The organism is Sulfitobacter sp. (assembly GCF_036960155.1).
Lineage (GTDB): Bacteria > Pseudomonadota > Alphaproteobacteria > Rhodobacterales > Rhodobacteraceae > Sulfitobacter.
On record NZ_JBALWB010000006.1, the window covers coordinates 34,102 to 49,256 of the forward strand.

A 15,155-nucleotide genomic window follows, 5' to 3' on the forward strand; every position below is an offset into this window, starting at 1 on the left:
CTGAAATGACAATTACCCATCTGAAATCTGGCAAGCCTGAATCCGAGCGTGCCGAAGATGATGCAGCCGTACGTAAAACGGTTGAAAGCACCCTGAGCGATATCGAAACACGCGGTGATGCTGCAATCCGTGAGCTGTCGGCCAAGTTTGACAAATACGAGCCTGCAAACTTTCGCCTGACACCCTCTGAAATTGAGGCGGCAATGCAAAAGGTGAGCGCGCGGGACATGGAGGACATCAAGTTCGCCCAAACCCAAATCCGCACCTTCGCCGAAGCGCAACGTGCCAGCATGACTGACATCGAAATTGAAACCATGCCTGGTGTGATCTTGGGGCATAAGAATATACCTGTGCAATCTGTTGGTTGTTACGTGCCGGGGGGTAAGTTTCCCATGGTGGCCTCTGCCCATATGTCGGTGCTGACGGCGACAGTTGCTGGCGTGCCGCGGATTGTGGCCTCTGCGCCGCCGATGAATGGTGCGCCGCATCCTGCAATTGTCGCTGCAATGCAGTTGGGCGGCGCGCATGAAATTTACGTGCTGGGTGGGATGCAAGCGGTTGGTGCGATGGCAATTGGGACCGAGACGATTGAGCCGGTTCATATGCTTGTTGGTCCCGGCAACGCCTTTGTCGCTGAGGCAAAGCGCCAGCTGTTTGGCCGTGTGGGGATCGACCTGTTTGCAGGCCCAACCGAGACGATGGTGATTGCGGACGATACTGTTGATGCAGAGCTGTGTGCGACGGATCTTTTGGGGCAGGCGGAGCATGGCTATAACTCACCTGCGTGTCTGATCACCACCAGCCGCAAGTTGGCCGAAGATACACTGGCCGAGATTGATCGTTTGTTGGAGATTTTGCCGACGCGGGAGACGGCATCGGTGAGTTGGCGTGACTATGGCGATGTCATCGTGTGCGACACACACGCCGAAATGTTGCAGGTCGCCAATGATATGGCCTACGAGCACGTGCAGGTGATGACGGACCGTGATGACTGGTTCTTGGAAAATATGCACAGCTATGGTGCGCTGTTCTTGGGGCCACGTACCAATGTGGCAAATGGGGATAAGGTGATTGGCACAAATCACACCCTGCCTACGAAGAAGGCGGGGCGCTATACAGGTGGTCTTTGGGTCGGAAAATTCCTGAAGACACACAGCTATCAGCGTATCACCAGTGACGAGGCCGCAACCACCATCGGTGAATATGGCTCACGCCTGTGTATGCTCGAAGGGTTTGTCGGTCACGCCGAGCAATGTAATGTGCGCGTGCGCCGTTATGGCGGTAAGAATGTAGCTTACGGGGCAGCAGCAAAATGACACTCCATACGGCATTGGTGCCGCTTCAAAAGGCGCTGGCGACCGCGACGGCTGATGGTGTGCGCGACGCACTCAAGGTGATGACGCCTGATGCGGTGATCCACATGTGTCACCCGATTGGTGATGTTCTGGGTGCTGATGCCTATGAGCGGATGTATGCACCGCTCCTCAATGCTATGCCCGACCTAGAGCGCCGGGATATGATCACGTTGACCAACACGACGCCCGAGGGTGAAGTGTGGGTTGGTTGTATGGGTAACTATATGGGCACGATGTTGCGCCCGTGGCTAGGCATTCCGCCGACGGGCCATCTGGTGCATATGCGCTATCACGAGTTTTTCCGCATCGAGGATAACCACGTGACCCAAGCGCAGATTATCTGGGACATTCCCGAAGTGATGATGCAGGCAAACGCATGGCCGCTTGCCCCGCAGTTGGGTAAATACTTGGCGACACCTGCGCCCATGACGCAGGATGGTCTGACGGCTGATGGGGACGGCAGTGCCACTATGGCACATGTCATTGCGATGCTGACGGACCTGTGCAAATACCCTGCCGATCCTGACCCTGCTGTGATGAATTTGGACAAATACTGGCACCCGCGCAACAACTGGTACGGGCCTGCGGGCATCGGTACAGGGCGCGGGATCGCAGGATTTCGCAACTGGCACCAAATCCCGTTCCTAAAAGCCATGCCCGATCGCAAGCTTGATGCGATGGGGGACCTGATGTCGCAATGGTTTGCCCAAGGGGATTACGTCTGTGAGACAGGTTGGCCCAACATGCGCCTAACCGTCAGTGAGGGTGAATGGATGGGATTGGCACCAGCGGGGCGCGAAATTCTGATGCGTTCACTTGATTTCTGGCGCATGGAAGGTGATTTGATCCGCGAAAACTGGGTGCTGATTGACCTGCTGGATATCTACCGCCAGTTAGGGGTGGATGTGCTTGCCCGCATGGGCGAGTTTAACAAGGCCCGTAATCTGGGACCGATCACTCTTCCCGAAGGACAGTTTCAATGACACTGCCACAAACACCCACGTTTCGCCTTGAGGGTAAGCGCGCGATGGTCACGGGGGCAAGTTCCGGCATTGGGCTGGCGGCTGCTGTGGCATTGGGGCAGGCGGGGGCGCATGTTGTTCTGGTCGCGCGCGGCGTTGAGGCGTTGGAGGCTGTGACCAAGCAGATGACAGCGGCGGGATATTCCGCACAAAGCTTGCCGCTGGATATAACTGACATTGCAGCAACGGAGGCGGCGGTAGCAGCGCATGGGCCGTTTGATGTGCTGGTGAACTCTGCCGGATTGGCGCGTCATTCACCCGCGCTTGAGACCACGCTTGAAGTCTATGACGCTGTTATGGAGGTGAATGTGCGTGCCGCATATTTCCTCACGCGCAATGTGGCTAAGGGGCTGATCGCTGCGGGCAAGGGCGGCAGCCTGATCAATCTGTCGTCCCAAATGGGACATGTGGGTGGCGTGGATCGCTCTGTCTATTGCGCGACGAAACATGCGCTGGAAGGCATGACCAAGGCAATGGCGATTGAGTGGGGGCCAAACGGCATCCGCGTGAATACGTTATGCCCGACATTCATTCGCACCCCGTTGGCCGAGCAGACCCTCGCCATCCCAGAGCGGCGCGCGTGGATTGAAAGCATGATCAAACTAGGCCGCGTGGGCGAGATCGAAGATTTAATGGGACCGGTGGTATTTCTGGCCTCTGATGCATCGGCGCTGATGACAGGCACCAGCCTATTGATTGATGGAGGTTGGACAGCTGATTGATGCCAGAAGGTAAAGTCACATCATTACATGTTGCACGCCGCGCTGGCGTGAGCCAATCGGCGGTGAGCCGTGTGTTTTCTGGCGCGTCAGCATCTCCTCAGACGGTGATCAAAGTGCGCAAAGCAGCAGAGTATCTGGGCTACCGCCCCAATCCGCTGGCCCGCGCGATGATCACCGGAAAAAGCAAGATCATTGGTCTGGTGGTCGCCTATCTCGACAACCAGTTTTACCCGCTGGCATTGGAGCGTTTGTCTAATGCGCTTCAGGATCAAGGGTATCATGTGCTGGTATTTATGGCACCAAATGACGAGAACGCGGTTGAGAAGGTTGTGCATGATCTGATGGATTATCAGGTTGCGGGGATCATCACGGCCAGCGTTGGCATGACCAACGATCTGACGCGGCGCTGTGCGGATGCGGGTATTCCTGTGGTGATGTTTAACCGTGGGCAGGATGGTGGTGGAATTTCCTCTGTCACTTCGGCCAATGTTGCAGGGGGCGCGCAGATTGCGGATTTCTTGGCGGCGGGAGGGCACAAACGCATTGCGCATATCGCGGGTTGGGAAGGGTCCTCGACGGGACGTGACCGTGCGCGCGGATTCATCCAAGGTCTTGATCTGCATGGACTGGCCCCTGTGGCTGTGATTGATGGGCATTATGACCGCGAGATCGCCGCACAAGCGACACGTGACATTATGTCCGGGCCGCAACCCGCTGATGCAATATTTGTGGGGAATGACCATATGGCATTTGCCGTGATGGACACCTTGCGGGGTGAGTTGGGTCTGTCGGTGCCTGATGATGTGTCGGTTGTGGGATATGACGACGTGCCTTTGGCGGCTTGGGCGGCTTACGATCTTACCACGCTGCGTCAGCCGCTGAACCGGATGGTTGAGGCAACAGTCGATACGCTGCTGGGGCAGATTGCGGATGCAGAGCGCCCCTCCCAGAAAATTGAAATTGAAGGGCCTCTGATCCTGCGTAGATCAGCCAGAACACCGGAAGGATGGTCGCTATGAAGGGTTTCTCGAACAGGTTTGAGGATTTTCCCGATTATATCTTGGGGATCACGAAGGAAATATGGGAGGAGCGCGGGATTGCCACGCTGCACCACTATTATACGCCTGATCTCGTGGTCCGCTCACCTTCATCCGTCGTGATTGGCAACGAGAATGTCATTGGTGCCACAATGGCAACTTTGGCGGAGTTTCCCGATCGCACCTTGCTGGGAGAAGACGTGATCTGGTCCGGCACACCCGAAGAGGGGATGTTATCCTCCCACCGCATCTACTCCACCGCAACCCACATGGGGGACGGGGTATACGGTAAGGCCACGGGCAAAAAACTAGGCTACCGCATCATCGCCGATTGCCATGCGATTAATGACCAGATCAACGACGAGTGGTTGATCCGCGACCAAGGCGCAATTGTGCGTCAGATGGGCTGGGACCCAACCGATTATGCCCGCGATCAGATCGCAAGTGAGGGTGGGCCGGAGCATGCGGTTAAACCCTTTACCCCTGCGATTGATGTGGCGGGTCCCTATACTGGACGCGGTAATGAGAATGAGTGGGGCGCGTGCTATGGCGATCTGCTCACGCGGATCATGGGGGCGGACATGGCCGCAATACCTGAAGGTTATGATCGCGCTTGCCAGCTTGAACTGCCTGGCGGTGTTACGGGCCATGGCTGGGGTGATGCGGATACGTTCTGGATGGGGCTGCGTGCGGCCTTTCCGGATGCTGAGTTTAAGATCCATCACGTGATTGGTCGTAATGATCCGACCCTGCCGCCACGTGCGGCTGTCCGGTGGAGCTTGCACGGCAAACATTCAGGCTGGGGTGGTTTTGGCAGACCCTCTGGGGCAGAAGTGCATGTGATGGGCATTTCCCACGCTGAATTCGGCGCGATTACAGGCACGGAGCCAAAGTTGCGCCGCGAATTTGTAATATTTGACGAAACCGCGATCTGGAAGCAGATCCTCTTGCACACAGGTGCGCTATGACCCCCGATGAGATGAACGCCCGTATTGTCCGTTATGGCGAGTTGATGCCGTGTAAGACAGCATTTATTGACGCGCACACACCTGGTTCGAACCAGAAAGAGAACTTTACCATCATTGGGGGCGGCGTCTCAGAGAGCCCTGACCAGCATGTACATATCGGTATACCGCACGGGTTCAATATTGGCGCAGCAGGCCAGCCGCCTAAATGCCGCAACTCGTTGCATAGCCACCGCACGGCAGAGGTGTTTTTTGTACTGTCAGGGCGCTGGCGGTTTTTCTGGGGCCGTTATGGCGACGCGGGCGAAGTGGTACTGGAAGAAGGTGATGTCATCAACATCCCCACAGGTATCTTTCGCGGGTTCGAGAACATCGGCACGGATTATGGAATGATCATGGCCGTCCTCGGCGGTGATGATGCGGGTGGTGGTGTGATCTGGGCACCCCAAGTGATTGAAGATGCTGCGGATCATGGGCTCGTGCTGGGCGATAATGGCAAGCTCTATGATACCAAAAAAGGGGAAGCTTTGCCGGGTGGCGTTGCCCCCTTGCCGGTGCTGACGGAAGCGGAAATGAAAGCCTATCCCGAACCCACCACTGCTGATGTCGTGCCACGTCATGTGGCGCGGTATTGGGATATGGTGGCGCTCGGCGACCGCAAACCTGCCCTGGTGATAGGCGAGAACGGCACGTTGCCCGACAAGCCCGGATTTGAAGTACATCTTGTCACGCGCGGCTCGGCAACCGCCGAGATGCACAAGCATGATCTTCCCAGCGTGCTGATGCCCATGCGCGGTCACTGGACTGTCAAATGGGACGCCTCGGGGGAGACACATAGTGTCGTCCTTAACCCCGGTGACACGATGTCACTGCCCGAGGGCGTGATGCACAGCGCGCAGCCCTCGATGACAGGAGAGGCGTCAATGTTCCATGTTGTCGCCACTGTTGAGGGCGCTGGCCCTACCTGGAAAGGATAAGCCATGACCGTTTTGACAACTCACGTTGGATCGCTGCCGCGCAGCCAAGACGTAGTGGATTTCATTTTTGCCCGCGAAAATGAAACGCCCTATGATCAGGACGCATTTGATGCGGCGATGGCCAAGGCGGTGTCTGAGACCGTGGCCAAGCAGGTCGCTGCAGGTGTGGGTATTGTATCGGACGGGGAGACGTCCAAGATTAGTTATGCCACCTACGTCAAAGATCGCTACACCGGATTTGGCGGTGACAGTCCACGCAACGCCCCGGCGGATCTCAAGCAGTTTCCGGGATACCTCAAGCGGCTTGCTGAGGAGGGTGGCACCCCGAAATACGCCCGCCCCATGTGTGTGGGCGCAGTGACGTCCAAGGGGCAGGGTGAGTTAGAAAAAGACATCGCCAATCTAAAAGCGGGGATGGCCGAGCATGGAGCTCAGCGCGGCTTTATGAACGCGGCGTCTCCCGGTGTGATCAGTTTGTTTTTACAAAACGACTTCTACAAAAACCGCGAGGCTTATCTGGCCGCGTTAGCGGATGCGATGAAGGCGGAGTACGAGACAATTGTGGCTTCCGGTCTGGACCTGCAGCTGGATTGCCCTGATCTGGCTCTGTCGCGGCACATGTTGTTCAATGATCTGAGTGATGCGGAATTTGTGAAAATCGCCAATATGCATGTTGATGCGCTTAATCACGCGCTCAGCGATATTCCGCAGGAGAAGGTGCGCATCCATATTTGTTGGGGCAACTATGAGGGGCCGCATGTTTGTGATGTGCCCATGGCCACGATGTTCGATACGCTGATGTCAGCCAAGGCGCGCTATGTCCTATTCGAGACATCGAACCCGCGCCACGGCCATGAGTGGACCGTTTTTCGCGATCGCAAAGGCGATATTCCTGATGACAAGGTACTGGTGCCGGGGGTGGTTGATACCACTACTAACTTTGTCGAGCATCCCGAACTTGTCGCCCAGCGTATCGACCGCTTTACCCCGTTGGTGGGGCATGACCGTGTGATCGCAGGTAGCGATTGTGGGTTTGGTACGTTCGCAGGCTTTGGCGCTGTTGATCCTGACATCGCCTTCGCAAAGCTCAAGGCTCTCTCGGACGGGGCCGCCCTCGCGTCATGACGCTTCCGCTGATTTTGCTGCCCGGCATGATGTGTGATGCAAGGCTGTTTGCGCCGCAGGTTGAGGTGCTGTCAAAGCGCGGTCCGGTGACGGTAGCTGATGTAAGCGGGCATGACAGCATGACTGCACTGGCGGCTGCAGTGTTGGCGGATGCGCCGCCTGTGTTTGCCCTTGGTGGGCTGTCCATGGGCGGCATCGTCGCAATGGAGATGGTCAGGCAGGCCCCTCAACGCATTGCCAAATTGTGTTTGATGGACACCAATCCGATGGCTGAAACAGATGCTGTCAAATCCCGCCGCGGACCGCAGATTGACAAGGCACAGGCAGGGCAGTTGGACCATGTCATGCGCAATGAGATGAAGCCGAATTACCTGACGGAGGGGCCGCGGCGCGCCACGATCCTAGACTTGTGCATGGAGATGGCGCTGGAGCTTGGGTCGGATGCGTTTGTGCGCCAATCCGTTGCTTTGCTGGATCGCCCCGATCAGTGCGACACCCTGCGCGGCGTGACGGTGCCTACGCTGGTGCTGTGCGGACGTGAAGATAGCCTTTGCCCTGTTGCGCGCCATACACTGATGCATGAGCTGGTGGGCGGCTCCGTGCTGGAGATCATCGCGGGGGCTGGGCATCTACCGACCTTAGAGCAGCCACAACATACCACAGCGGCGCTGATCCGCTGGATGGAGGACGAATGACGGATACGGCTTTGGACGACACACTCCTGACGCTACTGCGGTCAGTGGATACCCCAACAGTTTGCAATGCAATCGAGGTGGCTCAGGGCAAACGCGGGTTTGATGCTTTTACCCGTGGCACAATGCTGTGTTCTGACCCTGATGGTGGTGCGATTGTCGGCTATGCCGTGACTGCCAAGATAGCCGCCGTCGAGCCGCCCACCGAAGCGCCAGACGTGATCCGCGCGCGACGTATGACCTATTACAAAGCGATGTCGGAGGGGCCAAACCCGTCAGTCGCGGTTGTAGAGGACCTCGATTACCCCCACGCCATTGGAGCCTATTGGGGCGAGGTCAATACCACTATCCACAAAGGGTTCGGTATGTCCGGGGCGCTGACCAACGGTGTTATGCGCGATCTGGGCGATATGGCGTCAGGCTTTCCGGTCCTTGCAGGGTCGGTCGGCCCCAGTCATGGCTTTGTCCATGTCAAAGAAATTGGAACACTAGTCAGTATTTTTGGCCTGAATGTGGCCCAAGGCGATCTGATCCACGCCGACCGCCACGGCGCCGTTGTGATCCCTATGGATGTGTTGGGTGGGTTGGCGGATGCGATTCAGAAGATGCAAGAAACTGAGACACTGGTTCTCGGTCCCGCGCGTGCGCCAGGGTTTGACTTTGAGACGTTTGAGCGTGCATGGATTGCATTTGAAAAATCACGAACCTGATCAACAGTGGTCGAGATTTTATCTCCAACGCCTCGCCTGATTTGTACGGGAAAGTTGAATTCTACCCAATGAGGTTGCTCTGTCGCAAACTTTTCAATCTATTGACGAACGGTCTTCTGCGGACGCAATTATGCTTCGAGCGCGGCAAACTACCTGAACGCTGGGATACCTGTATTGGCTAATTGACCCTTGCGGTTCTTATGCGCGGCTTTGATCCCAGCCAATGTTGCAGCCGTAAAATGGAAAGCTTTGAAGCCGAGCATTGGCCGTGTAATCCGTTTGATAAACCTGTGATCCTGTTCGACGATGTTCATTCTCCGGCAAACAAGTTTACCCTGCCATGCAGTTGTTGAGATATTTGGATTGAACGATTTCGATGATCCGCCCTCCTCCCGTGAATTTGAGGATGACATTTAAGTTTTGCAGGCCAGCCAAATTGGCTCGACTTTTGTCGATGGCAATACGATCTGGGATACCGTTTGTGCCAACTGCCCGTTTGAAAATCGCCGCGCAGCAGCGGTATCGCGGCGCTCTGACATCATGAAATCAAGGGTTTGTCCGCCGCGATCGACTGCGCGATACAGGTAGACCTATTTTCCGCGAACTTTGACATAGGTTTCATCTGTCACCTGACAGGGTATTGCGCAGTAATATCCCGAGAGGGCTTTCGCCATGAAGAGGCGGTTTGCTTCTTTCTTGCCTTGGCATTTTCAGCGATCAGCGGTGAGAACTTCACCACCCAACGGTTCAGCGTGACATGATCGATTTCAACACCACGTTCAGCCATAATTTCTTCCAAGTCTCTATACGAGACGCCGTAACGCACGTAGAAAAATATGGCAAAAAGGATCACGCTTTTGGGGAAGTGATCCCCTTGGAAATCAATCATCACGGTTGGGCGCTCACCTTCAAGAACAAAGCTCCGCATCTAACATGGTCTAGCCGTCTTACCCAATCGACACAGTTTTGCGACAGAGCCTTGATGCGCGATGTACAGATGACGGCTACTTGAACAATGCAGCCCTTAAGTGTTGCGCCCAGTCCTTCAAAATCATTTTCAAATGTCTACACAAGACAATGGCAGCGTTTCCTTAGGTGAAGGACGTTCTGTCAATTCATCGCTTGAACGGAAGTTTAGGATGCGACCTTGGCCGCGGCCAATCCGATCTCAAACTCGGACTTTATCAAATCAAAACTTTCAATGCCTACAGAAACCCGGATCAGGTTGTCCTCAATACCAAGCGCGTAACGTTCGTCTTTCGTCAATTTTCGATGGGACGTCACGGCAGTCATAATAACGAGCGTCGCGACGTCACCAAGAGCAGGCCCTTTCACATCCGCGCAAGAAGGCATTCGCATTGGCGCGATTGCCTTTCAGGACAAAGCTGACCATCGCTCCATGCCCGCCTGAGATCATTGACGTCGCCAGTTCATGATCGGGATGTGAAGTAAGGCCGGGGAAGTGGGTCTTTTCAACCATGCTGTGCCCGTTAAGAAACGTGGCTAATTCTTGGGCGTTCTCTTGCGCCTGCTTGAACCGTAGGTCAAATGTATTTAGCCCGCGCTCTGCCATCCAGCAGTTATAGGGGCTGGCGTTCAAACCCATTGTTGCGATGACATCGCTGATCTTGTCTAGCAGATCAACATCAATGCCACCAAGGTAGCCAAGGTTCAGATCACTGTGTCCTGACAGCATTTTGGTGACCGAATGCATGGCCAAATCGGCTCCTTGTTCGAGCGGGCGAAACCCCGTCGGGGTTGTGAAGGCATTGTCGATCAACAGCAAAGCTCCGACAGCTTTGCAGGCTTTCACCAACGCCTCAAAATGGGTCACGCGAAGCATTGGGTTCGAAACGATTTCAGCCAGCACAATTTGGGTTCCAGGGGTGATCGCATGGGCAAATGTACTTGGATCAGAGGAGTCAAATGTGCGGCAGGGAAAACCCATACGCGGCAGTTCATCCGTCACCATTTTCAAAGACCGACCGTACAGCTGCGACGCGGCTGCGATTGAATCGCCAGCCCTCAACACTGCATGAACGTCGCCGAAATTGCCGACATGCCAGAGGCTGTCATGACACCTGCATTGGCGCTTTCCATCCACGACAGCTTGTCAGACAGACTTTCCGCATTCGGGTGGCCTTCGCGCGCATAGGCGAAACCCTTTTCTTGCCCATCATAAACCGACTGAAGTTGATCCGCATCTTCGTAGTGATAAACCACGGATGGTGACAAAGCAGGGACAAGCGGCTTGCCAAGGCTTTGAGGAAAGTGCCGCGACGCACGACTGAGCTATGTGGTTTTTTCATTAGTCATGATCCTTGTGAGTGTCCCTTAGGCGTCATTGCAACCAGACCCAATGCGTGACTTTTCCATGATGAATTTCTTAACCGCTGCGAGATCATTGTCCAACACGTTTAGAACCTCAGGGTGGGTGGGCCGTTGCGAGGGTCACCATCGGTACGGATCCGGTAGGCATAAGGTTCATTATGTATAAAAGGCGCAGCATTGTAATTTCTGACTATCGTCACCGCCGATTGTAGTAGTGTAGCTCTTGAGTAGGGTAGGGCCCTGACGTCGTGAAAATTGCGGCCTAGAATCGCATAATGGCGCTTATGTATTTTCGAAGGGAGGTTTCTTGTGTACGCGATTTTTCTGGATACGCCCGTGATTAGGCCTGGAAAGGGTTGTCAATTTGATTTTTGGGGAAAGATACGCCTGGTGTTTAGGAAACGGGCCAGTGAATTTTTCAAAATTGACCAAACAGGTGTGGGCAGTGGGGCCTTGCGACAGGTCCGAAGTACCCTGATCGCGGGTGAGGGTATTGGGATTGCCGCCGGAGCAAAGTAATGTTCCATCAGGCCTAACAGTTGCATCCAACCAAGCGCCAGTGCTGATCGACACGACCCCTCTCATAAGATCACCGTCAAGGCAGGCACTGGCAAGGCAGGCACCGCGTTCATTGTAAATGCGCAGTATGTCGCCCGAGACAATCCCTTTGTGGCCTGCATCTATCGGGTTTATACCTATGCGGCTGCGCCCGTTGATTTTGGCGGCCTGACTGACAGGGCCATGATCGAGTTGGGAATGTAGTTTGTCGGCGGGCTGGCCAGAAATAAGGTGAAACGGATACTCGCTAGAGGCATTCCCCAACCACTCGGTAGGCGGATACCATGCAGGATGTGGTAAAACCCCAACATCTTTGAAGTTCGCAATCGCTTGAGACAAAATCTCGACGCGTCCGCTAGGTGTTTTGAGCGGGTTGATATTAGGGTCCTCACGAAAGGCCGACAAAGCACCATGGCTTGGTTTGCCGGGGTCCACGAAATGCCAGCCTTTGGCGGCGAACTCTGCGTGAGGCGGCAAGGTGAGGCCAGTGGCTTTGGCTAATTCGCGGCTTTCGTTATAAAGCCACTCCACCCAGTCTTCTGCCGAGCGCCCTTCGGTAAATGCACTCTCTACCCCTAAGTGGCGACTGATCCCTGTGAGAATATCATAATCATCGCGCGCATCTGCGTTTGGTGGAACCACTGCCTGCATCGCAACAATGTAGGGATCGCGGGGGTTGATCATTAGGTCAGAGCGTTCGAGTTGGGTGGTGCAGGGCAGCACGATGTCGGCGCGTTTGGCCAGCGCGTTCCAGCACCACTCATGAGCGATGATCGTGTCGGGTTTTTGCCACGCTTGCACAAGTCGGCCGAGGTCTTGGTGGTGATGAAACGGATTGCCGCCCGCCCAATAGATAAGTTTGATATCTGGATAGGTGTGGATTTTACCGTTGTATTGAAAGGATGTGCCGGGGTTGAGCAACATATCACTGATCCGCGCGACAGGGATGAAGCTTTTGACCGGGTTTCGCCCCTGTGGAAGCGAGGCATATTTGGTTGTTCGTTTCTCTGTGCCAACGGAATTGGCTGCGCAATACCCAAAAGCAATACCGCCGCCGGGCAGTCCAATTTGACCCAGCATAGCGGCAAGAGTGGTGGCCATCCAAAATGGCTGTTCACCGTGCGATTGACGGGTCATCGACCAAGAAACCGAAACTAGCGTGCGAGATGTCGCCATGCGCCGCGCCAGATCGATGATCGATTGGGCCGGAATTTGGGCGATCTCGGCGGCCCATTGTGCGCTCTTTGCAATGCCGTCATTTTGGCCAGTAAGATAGCTGGCAAATGTTTCAAATCCAACGGTATAGCGGTTCAGAAATTCTTGATCGTGCCAGCTGTTTCCCAGAATTTCATGGGCGAGGGCGAGCATCACAGCGACGTCGGTGCCCGGGCGTGCAGCAACCCATTCAGGTTTGAGATCGTCGGCAATATCACTGCGGATGGGTGAGATGTTAACGAATTGAACCCCGTTATTTTTTGCCTCGGTCAAGGCTGAACGGGCGCGGTGGGCACCTGTGCCGCCGGAGCTGATCTGGCTGTTGCGCAGGGGCATGCCTCCGAAAGCTACCAACAACTCTGTGTTATCAACAACTGATTGCCAACTGGGCGGATTGTGGATCATCTCCGTGGCGTTACCGAGGATATGCGGCAATATCACCTCGCCCGCCGCGAGGCTGTAGGAGTTCACAGACTTTGTGTAGCCGCCAATGCAGTTAAGAAAACGGTGCAACTGACTTTGAGCATGGTGGAAGCGCCCCGCGCCAGACCAGCCATAAGAACCACCATAGATCGCCTCGTTTCCGAAATTTGAGCGAACGCGGTCTAACTCACTTGCGACGCACCTTTCGGCCTCGTCCCAGTTGACCTGAACAAAGGAATCATGCCCACGCATTTCTGTGGCAGAGCCGGGGCCATTGTCGAGCCAGCTTTTGCGTATCATTGGCGCTGTTATCCGCAAGGAATCGTCAAGCGTTCCCAGATAGCCTTGGGCGATGGGAGAAGGGTTTGGGTCATGTTCAAACGGATGTAGCGCGCGCAGCTCTCCGCCCTCAGCTTCAGCGCGGTACACCCCCCAATGGCTGGCGGTCAGCGGCAGGTCTGTTCTGGACATCTAAGCAGCGTTGAAACGGTCGATCATACCGTCCCAGATAGGGACCAGATCCAAAAGGCCGTCCCAGAAGGATTGCTCGCGGCGACGGTCAAAGTTCTCAAGCGAGGTGCCTTGTTGTTCGACCCAAGTGTAATAGGCGAGATTGAAGATACGTTCACGATCAAATCGGCCAAGCTCAATCATGTGATCGATGCCTGCGCCGAGGATATGTTGACCAAAGACCTCAGCGGCTTGAACCTCGCCAAAACCTTTGGAGAAGTGTTTGTTTTGGGCGATTGCCATTTCAGTATGGTACATGTCCGCGCCATCAGTTGCGACAGTTAGGACGACGTCGCCTTCGTCGAGGTCGTTGAATTTTGCGTATTTTATTGCGCCGAGGATATTGGCGATTGAGGACAGCCCCAGATCGCTAAGTTGGGCGATTTGTTCTTGGGGTAGGCCTTGATGTTTCGAAAGGTAAGAGCGGCCAGCAACGGTGTTGAAAACGAGGTTAAGCCTATCGCATGATGCGTCTGAGACACCAATGACAAAATCAGACTCCATCACGTTATGGATCAAAGGCACGTGTTTGTCGCCGATGCCTTGGATGTTGTGTTCGCCGTAACCGTTATAGAGCAACGTGGGGCATTCGAGCGCCTCGATAACCCCTGTTTGGGTGCCGAGTGCCCGTTTAAGATGATCGCCAGCGGCCAAAGTTCCAGCCGATCCAGTTGCGGCGACAAAAGCACGCGCGCTCAGTGTTTTATCTACGTTCAGATGATCAAAGATACGTTGCAGGGCAGGGCCAGTAACGGCCCGGTGGATGATGTAATTACCGTATTCGCCAAACTGGTTCAGGATCAGGTTTTCTGGGTTTTTCTCAAGGTCATGGCAGGCGTCGTAAATTTCTTTGACGTTACTTTCCGTGCCGGGTGTGCGGTAGATGTCATTTGGGTCGGTCAGCCAACCGTTGAGCCAGTCGAAGCGTTCTTTGCTCATCCCCTCGGGCAGCACCGCGATCGAACGGCAGCCAAGCAGATTGGCGATTGCAACGCCGCCGCGACAGTAGTTGCCAGTAGAGGGCCAGACAGCCCGATGCTTCGTGGCGTCAAAAGCGCCCGACATCAAACGCGGGATCAGGCAGCCGTAAGCCGCAAGAACTTTGTGCGTGTTGATCATAGGGAAGCGATTACCAAGCGCTACAACGATCTTCGCCTTGACGCCGGTCAGCGCTTCAGGAAGCACGATGTGTTCGGGAACCTTCACCAAGCTGCGGCGGTCGGCCCCGTTGTGCCAATGAACGCGAAAAAGGTTACGTGGATCGGGCGCGTCGGGGTCGGCATCTGCGATTTCAGCCATTTTACCAGCGAGCTTTGCGTGCGGGTCCGCAAGGTCAGAAATGCGCGGTAAAACAAGGCCGGTGTCGGCCAAGCTTTTGATGTTGCGATCATAAGCGTCCTGATCAACGATTGCGGTTTCCAGCCCTGGGATCATCTCAAATTCCTTCTGCTTGCCTTGTCTGGCACGCATAAGGTTACGTCCGGTTAGGGATTTATTTGCGCAAATCAGCAGG

At 55.2% G+C, this 15,155-nt stretch carries 12 protein-coding genes and 2 pseudogenes; 9 read left to right on the forward strand and 5 right to left on the reverse strand.

The window, feature by feature from the left end; translation table 11 throughout:
* Positions 1-5 precede the first annotated feature (5 nt).
* From hisD to V7775_RS14190, 9 genes are read left to right on the forward strand one after another with little or no spacing between them, the layout of a single operon-like run.
* A complete protein-coding gene (gene hisD / locus V7775_RS14150) occupies positions 6-1,316 on the forward strand; it encodes a histidinol dehydrogenase (protein WP_335752561.1) in 1,311 nt (436 codons plus the stop codon).
* The gene (locus V7775_RS14155; RefSeq protein WP_335752562.1) at positions 1,313-2,338 is read left to right on the forward strand and encodes an ester cyclase; all 1,026 of its coding nucleotides are present in this window, start codon (positions 1,313-1,315) and stop codon (positions 2,336-2,338) included. Before hisD ends, V7775_RS14155 begins: the two co-directional genes overlap by 4 nt.
* On the forward strand, positions 2,335-3,099 hold the full coding sequence (locus tag V7775_RS14160; protein ID WP_335752563.1) for an SDR family NAD(P)-dependent oxidoreductase: 765 nt from the start codon (positions 2,335-2,337) through the stop codon (positions 3,097-3,099). The genes V7775_RS14155 and V7775_RS14160 overlap by 4 nt, the downstream gene beginning before the upstream one ends.
* Positions 3,099-4,118: a LacI family DNA-binding transcriptional regulator gene (locus V7775_RS14165; protein WP_335752564.1), complete on the forward strand. Its 1,020-nt coding sequence runs from the start codon at positions 3,099-3,101 to the stop codon at positions 4,116-4,118. Before V7775_RS14160 ends, V7775_RS14165 begins: the two co-directional genes overlap by 1 nt.
* Complete coding sequence (locus tag V7775_RS14170; RefSeq protein ID WP_335752565.1) at positions 4,115-5,104, forward strand: nuclear transport factor 2 family protein; 990 nt, start codon at positions 4,115-4,117, stop codon at positions 5,102-5,104. Before V7775_RS14165 ends, V7775_RS14170 begins: the two co-directional genes overlap by 4 nt.
* The gene (locus V7775_RS14175; protein WP_335752566.1) at positions 5,101-6,078 is read left to right on the forward strand and encodes a cupin domain-containing protein; all 978 of its coding nucleotides are present in this window, start codon (positions 5,101-5,103) and stop codon (positions 6,076-6,078) included. The genes V7775_RS14170 and V7775_RS14175 overlap by 4 nt, the downstream gene beginning before the upstream one ends.
* Positions 6,079-6,081: 3 nt before the next feature.
* Positions 6,082-7,203, forward strand: coding sequence for a cobalamin-independent methionine synthase II family protein (locus V7775_RS14180; RefSeq protein WP_335752567.1), 1,122 nt, complete (start codon positions 6,082-6,084; stop codon positions 7,201-7,203).
* A complete protein-coding gene (locus V7775_RS14185; protein ID WP_335752568.1) occupies positions 7,200-7,898 on the forward strand; it encodes an alpha/beta fold hydrolase in 699 nt (232 codons plus the stop codon). The genes V7775_RS14180 and V7775_RS14185 overlap by 4 nt, the downstream gene beginning before the upstream one ends.
* Positions 7,895-8,605, forward strand: a complete 711-nt coding sequence (locus V7775_RS14190) for an RraA family protein (protein WP_443070125.1) — start codon at positions 7,895-7,897, stop codon at positions 8,603-8,605. Before V7775_RS14185 ends, V7775_RS14190 begins: the two co-directional genes overlap by 4 nt.
* A 149-nt stretch (positions 8,606-8,754) precedes the next feature.
* On the opposite strand, the pseudogene V7775_RS14195 reads toward V7775_RS14190, so the two are convergent.
* From V7775_RS14195 to V7775_RS14215, 5 genes and pseudogenes are all read right to left on the reverse strand, one after another.
* A pseudogene (locus V7775_RS14195) lies at positions 8,755-9,494 on the reverse strand (IS6 family transposase).
* A gap of 245 nt (positions 9,495-9,739) precedes the next feature.
* A complete protein-coding gene (locus V7775_RS24775; RefSeq protein WP_443070126.1) occupies positions 9,740-9,964 on the reverse strand; it encodes a PLP-dependent transferase in 225 nt (74 codons plus the stop codon).
* Positions 9,918-10,828, reverse strand: a pseudogene (locus V7775_RS14200) (trans-sulfuration enzyme family protein). Before V7775_RS14200 ends, V7775_RS24775 begins: the two are co-directional and overlap by 47 nt.
* 390 nt (positions 10,829-11,218) lie before the next feature.
* Positions 11,219-13,603, reverse strand: a complete 2,385-nt coding sequence (locus tag V7775_RS14210) for a molybdopterin-dependent oxidoreductase (RefSeq protein ID WP_335752571.1) — start codon at positions 13,601-13,603, stop codon at positions 11,219-11,221.
* Positions 13,604-15,076, reverse strand: a complete 1,473-nt coding sequence (locus V7775_RS14215; protein WP_335752572.1) for a pyridoxal-5'-phosphate-dependent protein subunit beta — start codon at positions 15,074-15,076, stop codon at positions 13,604-13,606.
* Positions 15,077-15,155 lie beyond the last annotated feature (79 nt).

Bases quoted from the DNA above. Each gene is read 5' to 3' on its own strand.
- V7775_RS14175 (WP_335752566.1), top strand. From the start codon at position 5,101: ATGACCCCCGATGAGATGAACGCCCGTATTGTCCGTTATGGCGAGTTG.
- V7775_RS14190 (WP_443070125.1), top strand. From the start codon at position 7,895: ATGACGGATACGGCTTTGGACGACACACTCCTGACGCTACTGCGGTCA.
- V7775_RS14170 (WP_335752565.1), top strand. From the start codon at position 4,115: ATGAAGGGTTTCTCGAACAGGTTTGAGGATTTTCCCGATTATATCTTG.
- V7775_RS14215 (WP_335752572.1), bottom strand. From the start codon at position 15,076: ATGATCCCAGGGCTGGAAACCGCAATCGTTGATCAGGACGCTTATGAT.
- V7775_RS14165 (WP_335752564.1), top strand. From the start codon at position 3,099: ATGCCAGAAGGTAAAGTCACATCATTACATGTTGCACGCCGCGCTGGC.
- V7775_RS14155 (WP_335752562.1), top strand. From the start codon at position 1,313: ATGACACTCCATACGGCATTGGTGCCGCTTCAAAAGGCGCTGGCGACC.
- V7775_RS14180 (WP_335752567.1), top strand. From the start codon at position 6,082: ATGACCGTTTTGACAACTCACGTTGGATCGCTGCCGCGCAGCCAAGAC.
- V7775_RS24775 (WP_443070126.1), bottom strand. From the start codon at position 9,964: ATGCGAATGCCTTCTTGCGCGGATGTGAAAGGGCCTGCTCTTGGTGAC.
- V7775_RS14185 (WP_335752568.1), top strand. From the start codon at position 7,200: ATGACGCTTCCGCTGATTTTGCTGCCCGGCATGATGTGTGATGCAAGG.
- V7775_RS14160 (WP_335752563.1), top strand. From the start codon at position 2,335: ATGACACTGCCACAAACACCCACGTTTCGCCTTGAGGGTAAGCGCGCG.
- V7775_RS14210 (WP_335752571.1), bottom strand. From the start codon at position 13,603: ATGTCCAGAACAGACCTGCCGCTGACCGCCAGCCATTGGGGGGTGTAC.
- hisD (WP_335752561.1), top strand. From the start codon at position 6: ATGACAATTACCCATCTGAAATCTGGCAAGCCTGAATCCGAGCGTGCC.